This window comes from Gordonia sp. NPDC127522 (genome assembly GCF_042672305.1).
In the GTDB taxonomy this organism is placed as follows: Bacteria; Actinomycetota; Actinomycetes; order Mycobacteriales; family Mycobacteriaceae; genus Gordonia; species Gordonia hongkongensis.
Genome location: NZ_JBHXVK010000008.1, coordinates 138776 through 159790 on the forward strand (window position 1 = coordinate 138776; position 21015 = coordinate 159790).

Consider the following 21015-nt stretch of genomic DNA (forward strand, 5'->3'; position numbering starts at 1 on the left):
CGCAGGGCGGCTCAACCCTGGTCACCGCCGGCGACGGGCAGCACGGTCCCGGTGATGTACGACGCCTCGTCCGAGGCGAGGAAGCAGATGGCGGCCGACTGCTCGTCGAGGGTGCCGTACCGGTGCATCGTCGACGACGAGAGGGTCTGGTCGATGTGTGCCTGGTACCACCGCGCTTCGGTGTCGCTGCGCGGTTCGGGGGTGCCACGAGAGATGCGGCGCGGTGGTGCGTCGGTTCCGCCTGGTGCCGTGGCGACGACCCGGATGCCCTCGTCGGCGTACTCCAGCGCCAGGGACGCGGTGAGCGCGTTGACCGCGCCCTTGGCCGCGGAGTAGGGAATCCGGTGGATTCCCCGGGTCGCGGCGGACGAGACGTTGACGATCACACCGCGCCCCGATCGCACCATCGACGGCAAGACCGCGCGACAGGTGAAGAGCGTGGTCATCAGCGACCGGTCGATCTCGGCGCGGATCTGCTCGTCGGTGAACTCGGTGAACGGCTTGAAGTTGATCGCGCCGCCCACGTTGTTGATGAGGACGTCGACGCGGCCGTAGGAGTCGATCGCACGCCGGACGACGGCCTCGGCACCGCCGAAGGTCTCGAGGTCGGCGACGGCCGACACCGCACCGGGCCCGGTGCCGGCGAGTTCGCGGGCGACGTCGTCGACGAGTACGGAGCGGTCGGCCAGCACGACCTGCCCGCCCTCGGCGCTGATCCGCCGCGCGGTCTGCTCCCCGATACCCTGCGCGGCACCGGTGATCACCACGACCTTGCCGGTGAACCGGCCCGGAGTGACGAAACGTGGTCGCCGAGAGCCGATCTCGTCGGACATCGCTCGTCGCATGGTCTGCTTGGAGCGGTCGGCGTGGGCGACGATCAGATCCCGGGCGGCGTCGTGGTCGCCGGAGGTGAACGCGGTCACGATGTCGAGGTGGTCCTGAGCGCACAGCGGGTGACACCATGTCGCGTTCCGCAACACCTCGCTCATGCGGCCTTTCACACCGAGGGCCTTGTAGGCCTCGAGCAGGTGATCATTGCCGGTGAGCAGGAACAGATAGTCGTGGAACGCGGCGTTGGTCTCGGTGTACTCGGCGGAATCGACGAACCGGTCGCCGTCGACGTGGGGCACCGTGGCGTCGGCGAGCAACCGGTAGCCCGCCAGCTGTTGCGTCGTCAGTCGGCCGAAGGTCAATTCCAGAGCGCCGAGTTCGAGTGCGGCTCGCGCCTCGAAGAGGGCGTCGGACTCCGAGATCCCCGGATGTTCCTCGCCGATCTGATACCCCTGCGAGCCGACAACGGTCGGCGGGGGAGACTCGTCACCGCCGGGAGACGCCGGCACCACGGCCGGAATGTACTCGTGGAGTTGCGAGATGTCCGATGCGCCGAAGACCTCTTGTCCGGCTATCGAACGCGCCGGGCCGCCCGGCTGTGATGCAGTGAGCTGCACCGCACCTGCATCGTGGTCCAGGATCGCCTCGCCCGACCCGCTGCGCCAGATCGGCTGACCGGCGATCGCGCACCGTGTGTCGTCGATGGTGCCAGGGCGGGGGCCCGACCACGGGTCGAGTTCGGTGGACGGGAGCGTCTCTTGTCCCGCGATCGCTCGTGCATCCGGTGCGAGCAGCACTGTGTCGTCGATGGCCGGTGAGTCGACCGGCGGCAGCGGAATCGTCGGCGGTGAGTCACTGTCGGGCACCTCGTCGCGGATGACCACGGTGTCTGTCACACTGCCCGGATCCGCGCAGGCATCGGCCTCCGGTGTTTCTTGCGCGGCGAGCGCGAACTTTTCGTAGTAGAAGCCGGTCGGTTCGATTCCGGCCTGCGTGACATGCTGCCGGACCGATTCCACCATCGGTGGAGGGCCGCAGAGATAGATCGCCACGTCGCCGTCGTTGAGGTGGCGCGGGCCGATCAAGCTCATCACGTAACCCTTGTTGGGTGCCGAGCTCGCCGGATCGGAGACACAGTGGTCCCAGGTGAACCCGGGTAGTCGGCCGGCGAACCACTCGATCTCGTCGACGGCCACCAGGTCGACGTCGGTCGACACCCCGTAGATGAGGTGGACCGTGCGTCGGCTGTTGTCCGAGTGTAACTTTCGCAGCATCGACAGGATCGGGGCCACCCCGGTGCCACCGGCCAGCAACAGCACCGGACGGTCCGCCTCGCGGAGGAAGAAGGAGCCGTGCGGACCGGTGAAGGCGATCGACTCACCCCGGGCGGCGCGGTCGGTGAGATAGGTCGACATGGCCCCGCCGGGCGTCAGCTTGATCAAGAAGGTCAGCCGATCTTCGTGCGGTCCGTTGGCGAATGAGTACGACCGGGTGACCGGGTTGCCCTGCCCGTCATCGCTGCCGGGGATCTCGATGTTCACATACTGACCCGGCAGGAACGCCAGTTGGCCGCGATCTTCGATGCGGATACCCAACCGGACGGTGGATTCCGACAGTCGGTCGAGCTCGACCACGGTCCCGGTGAATCTGGCCGCCTGTGTCTTGGCGATGTCCGACGTCGCCGGGATCTGCAGGACGAGATCGGATCTCGGCGTCATGCAGCACGGCAGCGCGTAACCCTGTGCCGACTCGTCGTCGCTGAGGGCGTCCTCGATGTACGTGCCGCCGTCGTAGTCTCCGGACTCGCAGAACGATTTACACGTGCCGCATGCGCCGTCGCGGCAGTCGAGCGGAATGTTGATGCGCTGACGATACGACGCGTCGGCGACGGTCTGATCCTCTCGGCACATGATGAATCGGGTGATCCCGTCCTCGAAAGACAGTGCCACCTGATGGGTGGTCGCGTCGGTGTCGCCGGTGCCGCTGCGGACACCCGCCTCCGTGGTGACAGTCATGGAACGGTCCTTGCTGACGGGAAATGGGCTGACGGGAAATGGGCTGACGGGAAATGGGCCGATGGGGAATGGGATCGGGGACCGGTCAGAAGTGGTACACGTCGACGACGTGATGGATGTAGTCGTTCTTCAGCACGATCGTCTTGCGCCTGATCAGCGGATGCTCGCCGGAGAAGTCGATCGTGTAGAACGAGGTCCCGTAATACGGGTCGACGGTGTTGTACCGGAAATACATGGTGTGCCAGTTGAATCGGACGTCGACGAGGTCACCACGCCGGTCGATGACCTCCACGTTGGTGACGTTGTGACTCGTCCGTGGCTCCGGCAGTGACGTCGCCGAGGACCGCTCGGTGCGGATCCGGAACACCCGATCCTCGAGGCCGCCCTTGTTGCCGTAGTAGATGAGCGAGATCTCGCGGTGGGGGTCCTCGGTGAGGCGGTCCCGGTCGTCCCATGACGGCATCCAGTAGACGACGTCGTCGGCGTAGCAGTCGAGCCACTTCTCGAACTCGCGGTCGTCCAGAAAGCGCGCCTCACGGTACAGGAACTGCTCGATCATGTTCTGGGTGATGAGCTTTCCGCCGGTGGATATGGCCGACCCGGCGGGATCGGCAGCGGCGGAATGGGTCTCAGCGGTGGTCATGGTGCTCCCTTCAGGGCGGTGGGCTGGGCGGCGGTCTACTGGGCTGGGGCCGCTGCTTGTTCGGCAGCCGCCTCTTCCTTCGCGGCAGCCGCGCGCATCCGCTCGAGCCAGTAGCCGTGCTGGACCGGGTAGAGCCCCTCGTCCTCGTTCTTGACGCCGGCCGAGATCACCCCGGTCATGCCCAGCGATTCCGCGACGGGGTCGGGCCCGGTGAGCCAGTGCTCGGCCCCGCGGCTCATGTCGTTCCACGGCGCGGCCTGGGCCCGGAACGTGAGCTGGCACGACCGGAACTCCTCGAGGTCGTCGGGAGTCGCCATCCCGGACGCATTGAAGAAGTCCTCGTACTGGCGGATGCGGTGAGCCCGCGCGGAGTCGCTCTCACCCTTGGGCGCGATGCAGTAGATCGTCACCTCGGTTTTGTCGGGCGCGATCGGACGGAAGTGGCGGATCTGCGTCGAGAACTGGTCCATCAGATAGACATTCGGGTACAGGCACAGGTTGCGCGACCCCTTCACCATGAACTCGCCCTTGGCGTCGCCGTGGATCTCCTTGAGCTCGTCCATGCGGTCCCACAGCGGACGGTCCTGCGGGTTGGCCGCCCAGGTCCACAGGCACAGGTGACCGTTGGGGTAGGACCAGTAGCCGCCCCCGGACTTCCCCCAGCCGCCGGCGTCGAGTGCCTTGGTGTCGTTCTTGGACTCGCCGGTGCCGCGTCGCGATGTGGTGGCCGCGTAGTTCCAGTGGGTGGCGGTGACGTGGTAGCCGTCGGCGCCGTTCTCCGCCTGCACTTTCCAGTTGCCGTCGTAGGTGTAGGTCGACGCGCCGCGGAGCACCTCGAGTCCGTCCGGCGACTGGTCGACGAGCATGTCGATGATCAGTCGGGTGTCGCCGAGATGCTCGTCGAGCGAGGCGACGTCGCCGTTGAGGCTGCCGAACAGGAAGCCGCGGTAGCTGTCGAAGCGGGCGACCTTGGTCAGGTTGTGCGAGCCGCCGACGTCGAAGGTGTCGGGGTAACCGGCCCCATCGGGATCCTTGACCTTCAGAAGGGTCCCGTCGTTGCGGAACGTCCAGCCGTGGAACGGGCAGGTCAGTGTCATCCGGTTGTCGGTCTTGCGCCGGCAGATCATCGCGCCGCGGTGCGCACAGGCGTTGATCAGGCAGTGCAACCCGCCGTTCTTGTCGCGGGTGATGACGACGGGCTGCCGGCCGATGTAAGTGGTGAAGTAGTCGCCAGGCTCGGGGACCTGGCTCTCGTGTGCGAGATAGATCCAGTTGCCCTCGAAGATGTGCTTCATCTCCAACTCGAAGATGTCCTCATCGGTGAAGATCCGCCGGTTGGCGCGGTAGACACCGGCGTCTCGGTCGTCGACGACCGCGTCGCCGAGGACCGAGTTCACATGGTTCAGGTGTTCCGATACGGACGCGGTCATGGTCGTATACCTCCAGAAAGTGGGCTGCTCTCTGCACTGTGGCAGCAAGTGGTGGCGATCACACCCGGGTAATTGCCAGTCCTGGCCAAGCAACATATTGATCAATGGCGTCGATCAATCGCCGTAATTTGTGTCTTTGTCATGTATGGATCGACGCTCTACCGTGGGACGTGTCCGCGGTCACAACCGCGGTGTCGATCAGTACGAGACGAGGCGGGTCATGGAGCTACGGCACTTGCGGTACTTCGCCGCCGTGGCCGACACCTGTCATTTCGGGCAGGCGGCGGAGTCGTTGCACGTGGCACAGCCCGCGCTGTCGTACGCAATCCGCCAGCTCGAGGCCGAGCTCGACGTCACCCTGTTCACGCGGACCACCCGTCAGGTGTCGCTCACCCCGGCCGGGCAGTACCTCAGGGCCCAGGCCGAGCGAATTCTGGCCGGCGTGGACGAAGCCGTGGACGGCGTGCGTCGGATCGCCGCCGGCCGCAGCGGCCTCGTCCGGGTCGGTATCACCGGTATCGCCGCGTTCTCCCATCTGCCGCGCATCGCGCGGGTCGTCAAGCGGGAGTTGCCCGATGTGGATCTCCGTATCCAGTCGGACATGCTCACGCCGGGCCAGTGCGACGCCCTGCGCGCCGGCACCCTCGACCTCGGGATCCTGCGCCCGCCGGCGATCGGGGAGGACATCGAGACGACGGTGATCGATGTCGAGCCGATGGTCCTCGCGGTGTCGGTCGATCACCGACTGGCCGCCGAGCCCGTGGTCTCGGTCGCCGACCTCCGTCACGAGCCGTTCGTGCTGTACGACAGCCGGGACTCCGCCGTCAATGACGCCGCGATACGAACTTGTCGCGCAGCGGGTTTCGTTCCCCACCGGGCGCACCAGGCGCCGGGTACCGCGGTGCTGCTGGCCCTGGTCGCCGCCGGGCTGGGGGTTGCCCTGCTTCCGGCCTCGGTGCGTTCACTACCGCTCGACGGATTGGTGGTGCGCGACCTCGTCGATGCCGACACTGTCGAGGTGGCACTCGCCTGGCGGTCGGGTTCCGACGACCCGGTCGTCACCGCGGTCGCCGACGTCATCGCCGCTGCCTTCGCCGATTCCGTCTTCGCCGATCCCGCCGCCGCAGAGTCGCGCGACACCCAGCTTGCCGACCACCGTTCCGTGAGGACCCGACTGGGTGCTCGATCTGGAGAGAAGCCGTGAAAATTACCGCTGTGGAGGCGATTCCGTTCGCCATCCCGTACGTGAAGCCGCTGCGGTTCGCCTCCGGCGAGGTGCACGCCGCGACCCACGTGCTGGTCCGGGTGCACACCGACGCCGGCGTGGTCGGCGTCGCCGAGGCGCCGCCCCGCCCGTTCACCTACGGCGAGACGCAGGACGGCATCATCGCCGTGATCGAGGGCATCTTCGCGCCCGCGGTCGTCGGCCTGACCTTGCTGGAACGTGAGGTGGTCGCCGCCCGGATGGCGCGCACGGTCGGCAACCCGGCGGCGAAATCTGCTGTGGACATGGCGATCTGGGATGCGCTGGGCAAGGTGCTGGGACTCCCGGTCGGCGACATGCTCGGCGGCTACACCGACCGGATGCGCGTCAGTCACATGCTCGGGTTCGCCGAGCCGGCCGCGATGGTCGCCGAAGCCGAGAAGATGGTCGACACCTACGGGATCCGCACCTTCAAGGTGAAGGTCGGACGTCACCCCGCATCCCTCGACACCGCGGTCGTCCGCGCGCTCCGCGAGCGGTTCGACGGCGACGTCGAACTCTACGTCGACGGCAATCGGGGTTGGACCGCGGCCGAGTCGGCGCGAGCCATGCGGGAGATGGCCGACCTCGATCTGCTGTTCGCCGAAGAGCTCTGCGACGCAGCCGATGTGCTCGGCCGCCGGTGGCTCGTCGAACAGCTGCCGGTGCCGTTCATCGCCGACGAATCGGTGCCCACCCCGGCCGACGTCACCCGCGAGATCCTCGGCCGCTCGGCGACCGCCGTCAGCATCAAGACCGCGCGTTCGGGTTTCACCACCTCACGTCGTACGCATCACCTCGCCGAGGGTCTCGGCGTCCCGGTCGTCATGGGCAACCAGATCGACGGACAGATCGGGACGGCGTGCACGCTCGCCTTCGGCAGCGCCTTCGAGCTGACCTCACGCTACGCGGGTGAGCTGTCGAACTTCCTGGACATGACCGACGACCTGCTGACCGAGCCGCTCCAGATCCGCGACGGCCATCTGCACCGGTCGACCGCGCCGGGCATCGGTTTCGAGATCGATCCGGACAAACTCGACCGTTATCGCACCGACAACTAGATCCGCACGCCCGCAGCACGTCTCGTGGCAGCCCCGCGAACCTCAGTAGCAAGGAGAAGAACATGACCACCACCGAACATCCCCAGGAAGTCGCCACCGCCGCGGCGTCCGGCGCCTCCGCCACCGAGCGGTTCCACGCGGACAAGTCGCCGTTCGAGGCAGTGAAGGACACTGCGCCGGAACGCGTCTCGACCCTCATCAACGAGGTCCTCGCGGGCGTGCACGAGGTGATCCGGAAGCACAAGGTGACCTACGACGAGTACAACGCGCTCAAGGCGTGGCTCATCAACGTCGGCGAGGACGGCGAGTGGCCGCTGTTCCTCGACGTCTGGGTGGAGCACGTCGTCGAGGACGTGGCGACCTCGCATCGTCAGGGCAACAAGGGCAGCATCGAAGGCCCTTACTACGTCCCGGACGCCCCGGAACTCGGCGCCAAGGGCACTCTGCCGATGCGGGACAACGAGTCCGGCGATCCGTTGGTGTGGACCGGCCAGGTCCGGTCGTGCGACGGCACCGCCCTCGCCGGCGCCACTGTCGAACTCTGGCACGCCGACGACGACGGCTTCTACTCGCAGTTCGCGCCGGGAATCCCGGAGTGGAATCTGCGCGGCACCTTCACCGCCGATGACGAGGGCCGCTTCGAGATCACCACCATCCGGCCCGCGCCGTACATGATCCCGACCGATGGCTCGTGCGGGAAGATGATCTCCGCGGCCGGCTGGCATCCGTGGCGTCCCGCGCACCTGCACCTCAAGGTCTCGGCGTCAGGCCACGAGCAGCTCACCGCACAGCTGTACTTCCCGGGCGACCCGCACAACGACGACGACGTCGCCAGCGCCGTCAAGCCCGAACTGGTGCTCGACCCGCAGGACGACGGCAAGGGCGGCTTCACCGTCTCCTACGACTTCGTTCTGGACCCGGCGAAGTAATGCTGTTCCATGTGCGGATGGACGTCTCCATCCCCGACGACCTCGACCCCGACGTGCGGGCCGACACGGTCGCACGGGAGAAGGCGTACTCGCAGGATCTACAACGCGCCGGCAAGTGGCCGCACATCTGGCGGATCGTCGGGGAGTACTCCAACTACTCGATCTTCGACGTCGAGTCGAACGACGAACTGCACACCCTGCTGTCAGGTCTGCCGCTGTTCCCGTACATGCGGATCAAGGTCACCCCACTGGCTACTCATCCGTCCGATATCAACGGCTGACGGCCGCTGCTCCTCGAGAAGCGAGCCCACCCATCTGCTCCCTAATCCGAAAGAACGACCTCACCACCGACCTCGGAGCACTTGACAAGCTATAGGACCGTCTCGCTTCGCTCGCACCTCAGGGAGCATGGGGGCTCGCTTTCGCTCCTCTCGCATCAGGGAGCATGGGGGCGCGTCATCCTGCTCCCTGAGGAGCGGCCGGAGCTTGCGGAGGCCGCGTCACGAAGGGTCCTGGTGACACCCTTCGTGACGCTCGCGAGCTCGCACCTCAGGAGGCAGGCGGCGCCGATCGCAGCGTGAGGATCGTGATCTCCGGCGGCGTGAGGACACGGACCGGCGGGCCCCAGGCGCCGGCGCCGCGGGTGGTGTAGATGGTGGTGTCGCCGATCTGGTCGAGCCCGGTGATGGTCGGTTGCTGGGCGCGGACGAGGTAGCGGATGGGCCAGAGCTGGCCGCCGTGCGTGTGCCCGGACAGCTGGAGGTCGACACCCAGATCGGACGCCTCGACGGCCTGCTTGGGCTGGTGGGCGAGGAGCAGGGTGAAGTCCTCGGGAGACGTTCCCGCCAGGGCCGCGGGGAGGTCGGGCTCGTACGGTTCCGGGGCGGTGGCGTCGTGGACGCCGGCGAGTGTGATGGTCGCGCCGTCGACCTCGATGGGCACCCGTGCGTTGCGCAAGGTACGGACCCCGAGTTCCTCCCACACGTCGAGCCACCGGCCGCCGTCGTCGGCGTAGTACTCGTGGTTGCCGCTGACACCGAAGACCCCGAGCGGGGCGCGGAGGTCGGCGAGGGGTTCCAGGGTGTCGCGGACGTTCGGGATGGTGCCGTCGGTGAGGTCGCCGACGAGGACGACGAGATCCGGCTTCTGCTCGTTGACGTCGTCGACGACGCGCTGGGTGAACGACGCGTCGCGGGCCGGGCCGACGTGCAGGTCGGAGATCACCGCGATGCGCGTTCCGTCGAACTGCGGCGGCAGACTCACGAACGTGGCGTCGACATCGACGACCTGGGGGCGAGATGCTTCCCACACCCCGTAGCCGGTGACCCCGAGCGCGATGATCACGACCGCGGCGGTCGCGACGCGGAGCTTGCCGAGTCGACGGGCGGCGCGGGCCGGAGTGTCCTGCACTCCCGACCGCCGCCGCCGGATCGAGCGGACGACGTGTGCGGCGAACGACACGAGGCCCACCACCGCGAGGCCGAGGAACAGGTAGAAGACGGCGGCGAGCCAGATCAGCCCGATCGTGCCGATGGGCCGCGCCCACGACGGGTCGAGCACCCGTCCGGTGGCGAAGCCGATGAGGGCGAGCGCCCACAGGACGACCAGCGCCACGTCGGCGATGATCGACCAGGGGCGCGGCATCGCGGTCGCGCGGACGATTCGCCGGTGCAGCCAGAACGTGATGAGTCCGAAGACGACGGCAGGAAACAACGCCACGGGATGGACTCCTGAGGGTGGTGACGACAGGGCGACGGAGGCCCAGGTGCCCGGTCATGGGCGGATTGCCCCATTCTGCCATCGGTTCGCGTTGGTACCCTCGCCGCCATGGCCGAGGTCCTCATCACCCCGCTCGAGCTGGCCGAGATGCTGCTGGCGACTCCGCCGATCTTGCTGGACGTGCGCTGGCAGCTAGGCGACTTCGATGGTCGGCACGCCTATCGCGAGGGTCACATCCCCGGGGCGGTCTACGTCGACCTCGACTCCGAACTGGCGGCCCCGCCTTCCGGACCGGTCGGCGGCAGGCATCCGCTGCCCGCCGTCGCGGACCTCCAGGCGGCGGCCCGGCGGTGGGGGATCGACGACGGCGTCCCGGTGGTGGTGTACGACGACTCCGGCAATCTCGCGGCCGCCCGCGCCTGGTGGCTGCTGCGCTGGGCGGGTGTCGCCGATGTGCGACTCCTCGACGGTGGTCTCACCGCGTGGCGTGCCGAAGGTCTACGGACGACGACGGGGGACGGCGGGCGGCAGCGAGCGGGCAACGTGACCCTGAGCCCCGGACACCTGCCGGTCGCGACCATCGACGACGTCGCGGCCGGGCCGATGCACCTGCTCGATGCCCGGGCCGCCGAACGCTATCGCGGCGACGTCGAACCGGTCGATCCGCGCGCCGGCCACATCCCCGGGGCGATCAGTGTCCCGACGGCGGACAACGTCGACACCTCCGGCCGGTTCCGTCCGGCGGAGGAGCTACGACGCCGGTTCGCAGATCTCGGTATCGACGCCGGGGCCGGCTCCGATGTCGTCGTCTACTGCGGTTCCGGGATCAATGCCGCGCACCAGCTCGCGGCGCTCGCCATCACGGGGATCGACGCGACGCTGTTCCCCGGATCGTTCTCGCAGTGGTCGTCGGACCCGGAACGGCCGGTCGCCGAGGGCGACCGGCCCTGAGGCGAGAGGCGCGCAAGCCGCACCCTCTGCTCCCTGAGGAGCGCCCGGAGCTTGCGGAGGGCGCGTCACGAAGGGTTTGCCACGCACCTCGCCAGGACCCTTCGAGGCTCGTCGCTTGCGCTCCTCGCACCTCAGGGAGCGGGGGGTGACGCGCGCACGGGTCAGGCCGCGAACACCGACAGTCGGGCGGGTTCTTCGACGACCGAGTAGTGCGTCGCGTCGCCTTGGACCTGGCTCGCCTGACCGTGCTGGTACTCGGAGCTGGTGAACTCCTTGTAGTGCTCGGCCTCGCGGCTGACGTCGACACCACCCGACGGCTCCTTCTCGCCGACGTAGTCGTACAGATTGGTGTGAGTGGCACACAGCTCTTCGGTCAGCGTGCGCAGCGGTTTCGGTAGCTGCTCGTAGGCGGCCACCGTCGACGCCCAGGTCGTCGCGCCGCCGTAGCTCGGCAGCGTCACCGCCCGGAGGATGGACGCCTTCGGGATGCGATCGACGAACGTCCCGTCGGAGTGCCAGCTGTTCACGGCGCCTTCGACGGTCAGCAGCCGTCCGCCGCGTGAGGTCACCGTCGGATACGGTGCGGTGGGATCGCCCAGGAGTTGGCGAAGGCGTACTGGCTGTCGTCGTCAAGCTGGCCCTGGCCCTCGAAGGCGATCGTCTTGTTGATCGCCAGCGCCAGGCGGATCGCCTCCACCCGCTCCGGGGCGAGGTCACCGCCGAGTCGCACCTGGCCGATGCGTGCCCCGATGTGCTCGCCGAGCTTGTCGACGGTGATCCCCGCGTCGCGGTAGGTCTGCTGAGCTGCCTGCTCGCGCTCGGTCCGGTCCTCGATCTGCGCCACGGTCATCTCTCGTCCTCTTCTCAATATCGTTTGATGGCAATCGAATTCATCAGACCACCGCGATGGTGGTGCGATCGAGGGAAGCGCTCACCGTGAGCGGAACGCTTCAGTCCGCCGAGGCCTCCGCCGCGTCGTCGATCTCGCGACGGGCATCAGCCGGGACGCGCACCGTCCTCACCGCCCGAGGGCCGGTACATGAGGGACCTCGTCGATGCCGTGCCGTTCGCCGACCCGGTCGAGCTGCGGGCCCGTCCGGAACGGATTCGAGGAGTTTGTCTCAAGCCTCCACGCCGGAGCCGGCGGAGATGGTGTGATCGGGTGACCGACGAGCAGGGCGCAAGACCGCCCGAGGGTGCGGGTCCGCCACTGCATGGCGCGGCACCGGCCCGGCTCGACACCGCGATCCCGGGAGTCGCCATGAGCATCGCCCTGACCGATGACCACGTCGAACTCGCCTCGGTGGTGCGCGAATTCGCCGTCGACCGAAAGGTGCGGGCGCAGGCGCGAGACCGACTCGACGCGCCCGAGGAGGCCAGACCCACGTTCTGGGCGGAGATCGCCGAACTCGGCTGGCTGGGCCTGCACGTCGCCGAGGAGTACGGCGGTTCCGGCTTCGGGATCGCCGAGTTGGTCGTCGTGACAGAGGAATTGGGCCGCGCGGTGGCGCCGGGCCCGTTCCTGCCCACCGTGATCGCGTCGGCGATCCTGACTCATGCCGACGACGAGACGAAGGCCCGCTGGCTGCGGTCGCTCGTCGACGGCACGATCACCGCGGGCGTCGCGGTCGTGCCGGGACTGACCGAGGCCGATGGGACGATCTCCGGTCAGGTCGACGCGGTACTCGGCGCACCGCTCGCGGATCTGCTGGTACTCGTCGCCGACGACGACGTGCTGGTGCTGGAGTCGTCGCACGCCGGTGTCGAGGTGGGCGCGCACGCCGATCTCGACCCGACCCGACATTCGGCGAGGGTGACGCTGTCGGAGGCCGCCGTCGTCCGGTTGCCGAGACTGGCGGCCACCGCGCTGGCGCTCACCCGGACGCTCGTCGCGGCCGAGGCCGTCGGCGGGGCGCGGGACGCGCTCGACACCGCGGTGGCCTACGCGAAGGTCCGCGAACAGTTCGGCCGGACCATCGGTACGTTCCAGGCCGTCAAGCACCACTGCGCGAACATGCTCGTCGGCGCGGAGGCCGCCACCGCGGTGGTGTGGGACGCGGCGCGGGCGGCCGACGAGAACGCCGACGCGCTCGGGCTGGTCGCGGCATCGGCGGCCGCGCTGGCACTGCCCACGTACACGACGAACGCCGAACTGAACATCCAGGTGCACGGCGGCATCGGCTTCACCTGGGAACACGACGCGCACCTGCATCTGCGCCGCGCCACGGTGCTGCAGGCACTGTTCGGCGGACAACAGCCGGCTCGTGACGTGTACGAGTTCTCCGCAGGCGGTGTCACCCGTGCCAACAGCCTCGACCTCCCACCCGAGGCCGAGGAACTGCGTGCGCGCGTACGGGCCGACATCGCCGAGATCGCCGGCGTCGGCGAGTCCGCGCTGCGCGAGAAGCTCATCGACACCGGTTACGTCATGCCGCATTGGCCCAGGCCATGGGGACGCGCCGCGGATTCCGTCGAACAACTCGTCATCGAGGAGGAGATGGCGGCCGCGGGTGTGAAGCGGCCCGATTACAGCATCACCGGGTGGGTCATCCTCACCCTCATCCAGCAGGGCACGCAGGACCAGATCGACCGGTTCGTTCGGCCGGCGCTGCTCGGGGACGAGGTGTGGTGTCAGTTGTTCTCCGAGCCCGGTGCGGGGTCGGACGCGGCGGCGGTCAGCACGAGGGCCACGCGCGTCGACGGCGGCTGGCGCATCAACGGCCAGAAGGTCTGGACCAGCGGCGCCCACCTGTGCCGGCGAGGGCTGGCAACGGTGCGGACCGACCCGGAAGCCCCCAAGCACAAGGGCATCACCGCGATGTTGATCGACATGTCGGCGCCCGGTGTCGAGGTACGTCCGCTGCGGCAGATCACCGGCGGCTCCGAGTTCAACGAGGTGTTCTTCACCGACGTCTTCGTCCCTGACGAAGACGTGGTGGGCACACCGAACGACGGCTGGGCCGTGGCCCGCGCGACCCTCGGCAACGAGCGGGTCAGCATCGGCGGCAGTGCGCCGGGTAGCGAGGGTGCGGTCCAGCAGATGGTGACACTCGTCCAGGGCTACGGGGACCGGGTCGAGGGGGCGGCGACGAAGGTCGGTGAGTTCCTCGCCGTCGAAGACGCGCTGCGACTGCTGAATCTGCGTCGCGCCGCCCGATCGGTCGTCGGCGCCGCGCCCGGACCCGAGGGAAACGTGACGAAACTGCTTCTCGCCGAGCATCTCAGCGACCGCGCGCATCTGGCCGCGGAATTGCTCGGACCCGACGTCGCGTTCTCGTCCGGTCCCGGCAAGCTGGCCGGCCTGCTGATCCTCGGGGCCCGCGGGATGTCGATCGCCGGCGGGACGTCGGAGATCACCCGCAACCAGATCGCCGAACGCATCCTCGGCTTGCCGCGCGACCCGCTCATCCGCTGAGCGCCCAGAGCTTGCGGAGGGCCACCCTCTGCTCCCTGCGGAGGGCCACCTTCTGCTCCCTGCGGAGGGCCACCCCTACGCTCCCTGAGGAGCGCCCGGAGCTTGCGGAGGGCGCGTCACGAAGGGTCTCGCAACCTGTCTCACCAGGACCCTTCGTGACGCTCGCAAGCTCGCTCCTCAGGGAGCTGGTGGTGGCGCTCGCAAGCTCGCTCCTCAGGTCGGGGGTGCTTCGCTCACACCTCGGGGCGTTCACCGTCGCCCGGGCGGCCGGTCACCGGCCGGGCGCAACGCCCACGACGGCACCCAGTGCGTGACCTTCTCCTGTCGGTCCTTCGAGGTGATCGTGTAGGTGACCTTGCCGTACCAGGCACCCCATTCGTCGCGCCCCCACTCGGTGAGGACGCCGAGGTGCACCGACCGGATCTGTAAACCGTCGGGATGGTACTCGCCGCTGAAATGCGGTGCATTGGGGTAGAGCGCGCCAAGGTCGATGAGCACCGCCTTGTGGCCGACCCGCACGAAGGCGGGCCGGTGTGGTTGGCCGTTGTCCCCGCCAATCCACTTCATGCCCACCCAGTCAGTTTCGCACGTGTGTTCGAGCGGTGTCACCCTCGGTCGGGTCGGCCGGGCCGCCCTGGCGGGAACTAGGGTGTCACGATCGCGAAATCGGGATCGGGGTCGTCCAGGTAGCCGGCGAGTTCGCCGAATGCGCCCGGATCACCCGCGACGCCGACGTCGCCCGCTTCGACGGCCGTACCCAGATCCACGAGCCCGAGGAGCAGCGTCAGCAGGGTCTGCTTGGTCAGGGTGAACGTGGCTGCGACGGGGTCGTCAGCGCTTGCCTGATCCACGTCGAAATGGACCAGGAGGCCGTTGCGCAGCTCCGACCGGTGGCGTCGGTCGGCGTCGGTGATGTGCCAGTCGAGGACGATGTGGGCGTCCCAGGCCGCGGGTCCGTCGACTCGCAGGGCGACCGCGTCGAAGAGCTGGTCGACCGACATGGCGGCCACGATGTCGGCGGCCGCGGCCGTGGTCGGGGTACCGACCGGTCCGTTGCGCAACTCGTATGCGCCCATGAGGTAGAAGTTGCGCCAGGTGCCGTTCTCGGAGCCGTAGCCGAGTTGCTCGAGCGTGTCCGCCTGGAGACTTCGCGCCTCCTCGTGAGTCGGGTCGGCGAAGATGACGTAGTTCAGGACCTGGGCAACCCATCGGAAGTCACCATCGTCGAAGGACCGCCGGGCCTTTCGGACGACCTCGTCCGCACCGCCCATGAATTCGACGTGCCGTTTCGCGGACTCCACCGGCGGATGCTCCCAGAGGTGCGCCGGATTCCCGTCGAACCATCCCATGTAACGCTGGTAGATGGCCTTGACGTTGTGGCTCACCGAGCCGTAGTAGCCGTGCGTGTGCCAGGCGTTCGCGAGCGCGGGAGGTAGTGCGATGTCCTCGGCGATCTCGAGGCCGGTCCGCCCCTTGTTCAGGTGCCGCAGGGTCTGGTCGTGGAGGTACCCGTAGAGGTCGCGCTGGAGGGACAGGAACTCCGTGAGTTCCGCGGTGCCCCAGGTGGGCCAGTGATGCGACGCGAAGAGCACGTCCGAGCGCGCCGCGAACTCGTTGATCGCCTCGGTCAGGTAGCGCGACCACACGTGCGGATCACGGACCAGTGCACCGCGCAGAGTGAGCAGATTGTGCAGAGTGTGGGTGGCGTTCTCCGCCATGCACAGTGCGCGCATCTGCGGAAAGTAGAAGTTCATCTCGGCGGGTGCCTCGGTGCCGGGGGTCAACTGGAATTCGATGGTGACGCCGTCGACGGTCTCGGTCTGCCCGGTGGTGGTGACGTCGAGGGTCGGCAGGATCAGGGTCGCTGTTCCGGTTGACGTGGACTGGCCGAGGCCCGCGCCGATCGCACCGCGCGGGCCCCTGGGCAGCGCGGCCCCGTACATGTACGCCGCGCGCCTCCCCATCGCCGTTCCCGCGTAAACGTTCTCGGCGACCGCGTGCTCGACCATGCCTGCCGGCGCGATGACCTGGCACTCGCCGGCGTCGACGGCCTCCTGGGTGGTGACTCCCTTGACGCCGCCGAAATGGTCGATGTGCGAATGGGTGTAGATGACCGCGGTCACCGGCCGATCGCCACGATTCTCCCGATAGAGGCGCAGGCCCGCGGCCGCGGTCTCCTGCGAGATCAGTGGGTCGATGACGATGACGCCGGTGTCGCCCTCGACGACGGTCATGTTCGACAGGTCCAGGCCGCGGATCTGGTAGATCCGATCTGTCACCTCGAAGAGGCCCTGTCGGGCTACGAGACCCGACTGCCGCCACAAGCTGGGGTGGGCGGTGGCAGGCGCCTCGTCGGCGAGGAAGGAGAATTCATCGCAATCCCACACCGGCTTCCCGTCCTGGCCGGCGATGGAGGGGGGATCGAGTTCGGCGACGAGTCCGCGCGTGGTGGCGTCCAGGTCGCGGGTGTCCTGGAACGGGAGGTGATCGTGGGCGGACGAATTCGCCTGTGCCACTGAAGGGGATGCGTCTCGAGAGAGAGCCATGTGCTTGACCTCGTCGATTCTCGGTTGAGTGCGTACGGTGACGTTCTCGGTGAGCGATGCGTACGTACCACTCTGTCAGAAGCGCGGATGCCTCGCCGGGGTTCGGCACTCTCAGTTGGCACCCGACCGCTCGCCGACGGTGTGGACGACGACGACCTCGGGGTCCCAGGGGACCAACTCGTCGACCGTCGTCTGGAGCTCGTCGATCGGCGGCAGGTCCTGTGGGGCGAGCACACTGACGGTGACCGTGCTGCCTGTCCAGCTGACACCGGTGACCTCGGACGATTCGTTCCCGCCCGATCCGAGCCACGACTCCGCGGCGGTCGCGATCTGCCGGGACCACAGTGACGAGAGCGAGTTCGCGACCATCGGGACGGTGACGACGACGAGAGCTACGGCCAGTGCGGCGTAGGCCCGGCGACGAGGGGCCCTGGGATGTTCCGCACCGGCGAGATCGGCGGCCTCGCGGCCATAGCCTGCGATCGTCAACACGACGAGGCTCGTGATGATCATCGCGACCACGTTCGACGCGAACAGCACGAAGGCGCCCAGTGCGAGCGACGGGGCTCCCGACCCCAGGCAGACGCCGACGACCCCGAGAGGCGGCACCAGGGAGATGGCGATGGCCACGCCGGGCAACACATCACCGACGTCGCGACGGGTGATGGCGATCGCGCCGACGAGGCCGGTGGCGAGGGCGGCCAGGAGGTCGACGAGCGTCGGTGACGTCCGGCCCAACACCTGTGAGTTGGAGAGCACGTTCGTCGGATTGGGTAGCAACTGGGCGAACACGACGCCCAGGATCGTCACCAGGATGACCCCGGCGATCACGTAACCGACACTCGCGAGCATGAGTCGACCACGGCCGGTGGCGATTCCGAGTCCGATGCCGAGGATCGGTGTCGACAGCGGCGCGACGATCATCGCCCCGATGACGGTCGCCGTGCTGTCGGCGACGACTCCCGAGACCGCGATGACGCCGGACAGCGTGAGCATCAACCAGAAGGCGCTGCGTTTGGCGGTGCGGTCCCCGACAGAGAAGTCGAGGCGTTCGTCGATCTCGTCCAGGCTGCGACGCTGTGAACCGGGGATGAGGGAGAGCACGATCGAAGCCCCTTCGTCTCGAGGTCCTCTGAAAGTACCCGTTCGCGGTCCGCTGTCCAGCAGAGTCGGCGCAACCGTGTGACCATGGATGAACGCCGGGGAAAGCACAGGGGGCGAACATGGATCGGTTCACCGGATGTCTGCTCGCCGGTGCTGTCGGCGACGCGCTGGGCGGGGCAGTCGAGTTCTCGACTCGGGACGCGATCCTGGAGAGGTTCGGACCCGCGGGTATCACCGCCTACTCCGAGGCGTACGGCGGCCTCGGCACCATCACCGACGACACGCAGATGACGCTGTTCACCGCGGAGGGTCTGCTGCGCGCCTGGGCCCGCGACCGCACGGGAGGCATCTCCTGTTATGCGGCCACGACGGCCCGCGCGTACCTGCGGTGGTTCATCACGCAGGGCGGCCATCCGCGGCACGGCGTGCTGGCGACGACCGAACGGTCCAGCTGGCTGGCAGGGCACCAGCAATTGCACAGCCGGCGGGCACCCGGCACCACCTGTCTCGAGGCGCTCCGGGTGACCACTCGTCCGGGCGCCCCGGCCGACAACGACAGCAAGGGCTGCGGAGGTGTCATGCGGGTGGCGCCGGTCGGTTTGTTCGCGGCCCGCGCGGACTGGTCTGCCGCAGGCACTTTCGACCTCGCGACCACACTCGCGGCGCTCACCCACGGCCATCCCTCCGGTTCGCTTCCCGCCGGCGTTCTCGCGGTCGCGGTCCGGGAGCTGACCGTCGGGGCCGGCCTGCCGGAGGCGCTGGCGACGGCGAAGGGCATCCTCCGGGATCGGGCCGGTCACGAGGAGACCCTTGCCGCACTGGAGACCGCGGAAGTCCTCGCCGGTTCGGGCCTGTCCCACGAGGCGGCGATCACGCGCCTCGGCGAGGGCTGGGTCGGAGAGGAGGCGCTCGCGATCGCTGTCTATTCCGCGCTGGTGGCCGACGACCTCGAGGACGCGGTGATCATCGCGGTCAATCACGACGGCGACTCGGACTCCACCGGCGCGATCGTGGGCAACCTGCTGGGTGCGCGCGACGGGGTCGAGGCGATCCCGCCGCGCTGGCTGGAGCCCCTCGAACTGCGCGACGTCATCGTCGAGATGGCGGGCGATCTACACGAGTTCGTGGACTGGGACATCACCGAGACCGATGAGCCGGCCGGGTCGGGCAGTTGGGTCGAGAAATACTGGGGACGCCGTCCGGGGGCGACTCCGGACCTTCGCCCCGTGGGCTGAGTCTCCGGCGCGACCGGCGCCATCGTCGTCACCCGTCAGAACGTGGCAGGTCAGCGCCTCGGCGTCGTGGCGACGAGGTGCGCAATACGACGGCCACGACCGGGTTGCCCGATGGTCACAGACGTCGGTTTGAGTTCTCCCCATGGCAATCGCTCTGAGATCCGACCGTGGAAACCGTGTGCTCGCAGGCGCTTCCGGGGTCGGGTTCATTCTCGCCATCTGCGGCTCGAATGCGATGACGCCGCTGCTCCCGGGATACATGGACACCCATGGGTTCGGGCCCGCCGCGGCATCGGTGCTGTTCGCCACCTACTTCATCGCCCTGATCATCATCCTGTTGATCTCGGCTCGCGGACCGCTCATCCGGCACAGCCGCACGGTGTTACCGCTCGCCCTCCTCGCGGCGATCGTCGGCGACCTCCTGCAGATCGTCGGCGCATCGGTCGAGGTGCTGCTGTTTCCGGGACGGTTCCTGACCGGGGCGTCGGTGGGCCTGAGCACGGGCGCCGCCGCGGCGATCATGGTGGCCGCCCGCGGCGAACGGGGTCGTGCGTTCATCGCCTCCGGTTCGCTCATCGGCGCCGGAAGCGGGCTGGTCGCGGCCATCGCGATAGCCGTGTTCCTGCCCTGGCAGCTGGTCACGGTGTACGCGATCCACGCCGCGGCGACCGCCGTATGCCTGATCGTCTTGCTCGTCGGTCTGCGTCTGGCTCCCGGTCTGCTTGCTTATGGCAATGATTCGTCGATGGACGATGGCTCAGCGCCGCAGTCGACACACGCTCACACCGGCGACCTCGACGTCCACAAAGGCGACCTCGACGTTGCGGGCGCCCGTCGTCGAGATCCCGGTGCCTATCTGGTCGGCGCGCTGGCGTGGGCGATCGGTGCGCTCGCGGTGGGCGCGATGCCCGCCGCGATCCTCGCCACCGGAGCGAGCGACTCGCTCCTCGTGGCCCAATGTGTCGGTGGCGCATGTCTGTTGGTCTCGATGGTCGCGAGTCTCGCCGGCGTGGGGGTGCGGCTCGTGACGACCCTACCGGCGGTCGGCGTGCTCCTGGTCGCCGGATGGTCGACGGCGGTGGTGGGTCTCGTCCTCGGCCGGCTCGACGTGATCGTCCTCGGTACGGTCGTCGGCGGGATCGGCCAGGCCGGGGGGTACCGAGTGGCGCTCGCCGCTGTCACCCGCGGTCTCGGCGCCGTCGAGCAGGGCCGTGTGGCGTCGCGGTTCTCCGCCTTCGCCTACAGCGGTGCGGGTGTGATGGTGGTGCTCGACGGTGTCGCCGGCCAGGCAGTCGGGACCCTCGGTGGCGCCATCGTCACCGGCGTCGTCTACGCCGCGGTCGCGGCCGTCGCCATCGGTCTGGTCATTCGACGAGCTTCACCGCGCCCCGATCCGAGAGTCCGCAGTACCGCAGGCGTGATGTCGGCACCGCAGAATCCCTGACTGGGCCGATACGCGCCAGTTGCATTGTCACGCAGCTCATACCTGAAGTCGCGCTTCTTTGGAGCCGGAGCCAGACCCAACGGGACCATGGAGCAAACATGCGCGCAGCTTGCGGAGGGCGCGGGGCCCACTGCTCCCTAATCCGAAGGAACGGCCTGCCCCTGCTCCCTGAGGAGCGCCCGGAGCTTGCGGAGGGCGCGTCACGAAGGGTCTTCGCAACTGGTCTCGCCAATGGGGTTTCTGTTCACCACGGTTCACCGTGGTTCACCGCTGAGGCGTGAGTGACAGCGACTGCTGAGCAACAAGATTCGACCCAACCGGGGCTGTGGAGAAATCTCGTCGTCGAACATTTTGGGATCTCCTGACCTGAAAGTGGGCGTTTTTCAGTCAGTTTCGATGTGGGAGTTCCGGGCATGCGCCGCCCCTGGTGAGGTTGGCCATCGCGATCA

Annotated in this window: 15 protein-coding genes and 1 pseudogene; 8 read left to right on the forward strand and 8 right to left on the reverse strand. The window is 68.2% G+C overall.

Annotated elements, in window-relative coordinates; genetic code table 11:
- Positions 1-11: 11 nt before the first annotated feature.
- The 3 genes from benC to benA all read right to left on the reverse strand — a co-directional run bounded on the left by benC (position 12) and on the right by benA (position 4919).
- On the reverse strand, positions 12-2846 hold the full coding sequence (gene benC / locus ACFVHY_RS15190; protein WP_390273204.1) for a benzoate 1,2-dioxygenase electron transfer component BenC: 2835 nt from the start codon (positions 2844-2846) through the stop codon (positions 12-14).
- An 85-nt stretch (positions 2847-2931) separates the two neighbouring features.
- Positions 2932-3489, reverse strand: coding sequence for a benzoate 1,2-dioxygenase small subunit (benB, locus tag ACFVHY_RS15195; RefSeq protein WP_390273207.1), 558 nt, complete (start codon positions 3487-3489; stop codon positions 2932-2934).
- A 35-nt stretch (positions 3490-3524) separates the two neighbouring features.
- Complete coding sequence (benA, locus tag ACFVHY_RS15200; RefSeq protein WP_390273209.1) at positions 3525-4919, reverse strand: benzoate 1,2-dioxygenase large subunit; 1395 nt, start codon at positions 4917-4919, stop codon at positions 3525-3527.
- A gap of 220 nt (positions 4920-5139) precedes the next feature.
- Between benA and ACFVHY_RS15205 the strand changes: the two genes are divergently transcribed.
- The 4 genes from ACFVHY_RS15205 (at position 5140) to catC (ending at position 8433) form a co-directional block, all read left to right on the forward strand.
- Complete coding sequence (locus ACFVHY_RS15205; RefSeq protein ID WP_390273211.1) at positions 5140-6123, forward strand: LysR family transcriptional regulator; 984 nt, start codon at positions 5140-5142, stop codon at positions 6121-6123.
- Complete coding sequence (locus ACFVHY_RS15210; protein WP_390273214.1) at positions 6120-7223, forward strand: mandelate racemase/muconate lactonizing enzyme family protein; 1104 nt, start codon at positions 6120-6122, stop codon at positions 7221-7223. The genes ACFVHY_RS15205 and ACFVHY_RS15210 overlap by 4 nt, the downstream gene beginning before the upstream one ends.
- Positions 7224-7285: 62 nt before the next feature.
- Positions 7286-8152: a catechol 1,2-dioxygenase gene (gene catA / locus ACFVHY_RS15215; protein ID WP_390273217.1), complete on the forward strand. Its 867-nt coding sequence runs from the start codon at positions 7286-7288 to the stop codon at positions 8150-8152.
- Positions 8152-8433, forward strand: a complete 282-nt coding sequence (gene catC, locus ACFVHY_RS15220) for a muconolactone Delta-isomerase (protein WP_165629568.1) — start codon at positions 8152-8154, stop codon at positions 8431-8433. Before catA ends, catC begins: the two co-directional genes overlap by 1 nt.
- Positions 8434-8701: 268 nt before the next feature.
- On the opposite strand, the gene ACFVHY_RS15225 is transcribed toward catC, so the two are convergent.
- Positions 8702-9871 (reverse strand): metallophosphoesterase, encoded by a 1170-nt coding sequence (locus ACFVHY_RS15225; RefSeq protein WP_390273220.1) that lies wholly within the window; start codon positions 9869-9871, stop codon positions 8702-8704.
- 108 nt (positions 9872-9979) lie between these two features.
- Here ACFVHY_RS15225 and ACFVHY_RS15230 point away from each other — a divergent pair, with 108 nt between their 5' ends.
- Complete coding sequence (locus ACFVHY_RS15230) at positions 9980-10822, forward strand: sulfurtransferase (RefSeq protein ID WP_390273222.1); 843 nt, start codon at positions 9980-9982, stop codon at positions 10820-10822.
- A 248-nt stretch (positions 10823-11070) separates the two neighbouring features.
- On the opposite strand, the pseudogene ACFVHY_RS15235 reads toward ACFVHY_RS15230, so the two are convergent.
- A pseudogene (locus ACFVHY_RS15235) lies at positions 11071-11672 on the reverse strand (TauD/TfdA dioxygenase family protein); the annotation flags it as partial.
- 411 nt (positions 11673-12083) lie between these two features.
- On the opposite strand from ACFVHY_RS15235, the gene ACFVHY_RS15240 reads away from it, so the two are divergent.
- Positions 12084-14237, forward strand: coding sequence for an acyl-CoA dehydrogenase (locus ACFVHY_RS15240; RefSeq protein WP_390273248.1), 2154 nt, complete (start codon positions 12084-12086; stop codon positions 14235-14237).
- A 249-nt stretch (positions 14238-14486) separates the two neighbouring features.
- Here ACFVHY_RS15240 and ACFVHY_RS15245 read toward each other — a convergent pair whose 3' ends face one another.
- From ACFVHY_RS15245 to ACFVHY_RS15255, 3 genes are all read right to left on the reverse strand, one after another.
- Positions 14487-14804 carry a hypothetical protein gene (locus tag ACFVHY_RS15245; protein WP_010842754.1) on the reverse strand — a complete coding sequence of 106 codons (318 nt, stop codon included), beginning with the start codon at positions 14802-14804 and terminating at the stop codon, positions 14487-14489.
- 77 nt (positions 14805-14881) lie between these two features.
- Positions 14882-16783, reverse strand: coding sequence for an alkyl/aryl-sulfatase (locus ACFVHY_RS15250; RefSeq protein WP_390273225.1), 1902 nt, complete (start codon positions 16781-16783; stop codon positions 14882-14884).
- 111 nt (positions 16784-16894) lie between these two features.
- On the reverse strand, positions 16895-17887 hold the full coding sequence (locus ACFVHY_RS15255; protein ID WP_390273228.1) for a TIGR00341 family protein: 993 nt from the start codon (positions 17885-17887) through the stop codon (positions 16895-16897).
- Positions 17888-18006: 119 nt separating this feature from the next.
- Here ACFVHY_RS15255 and ACFVHY_RS15260 point away from each other — a divergent pair, with 119 nt between their 5' ends.
- Positions 18007-19122 (forward strand): ADP-ribosylglycohydrolase family protein, encoded by a 1116-nt coding sequence (locus ACFVHY_RS15260; RefSeq protein WP_390273230.1) that lies wholly within the window; start codon positions 18007-18009, stop codon positions 19120-19122.
- Positions 19123-19264: 142 nt separating this feature from the next.
- The gene (locus tag ACFVHY_RS15265; RefSeq protein ID WP_390273232.1) at positions 19265-20566 is read left to right on the forward strand and encodes an MFS transporter; all 1302 of its coding nucleotides are present in this window, start codon (positions 19265-19267) and stop codon (positions 20564-20566) included.
- Positions 20567-21015: the final 449 nt, after the last annotated feature.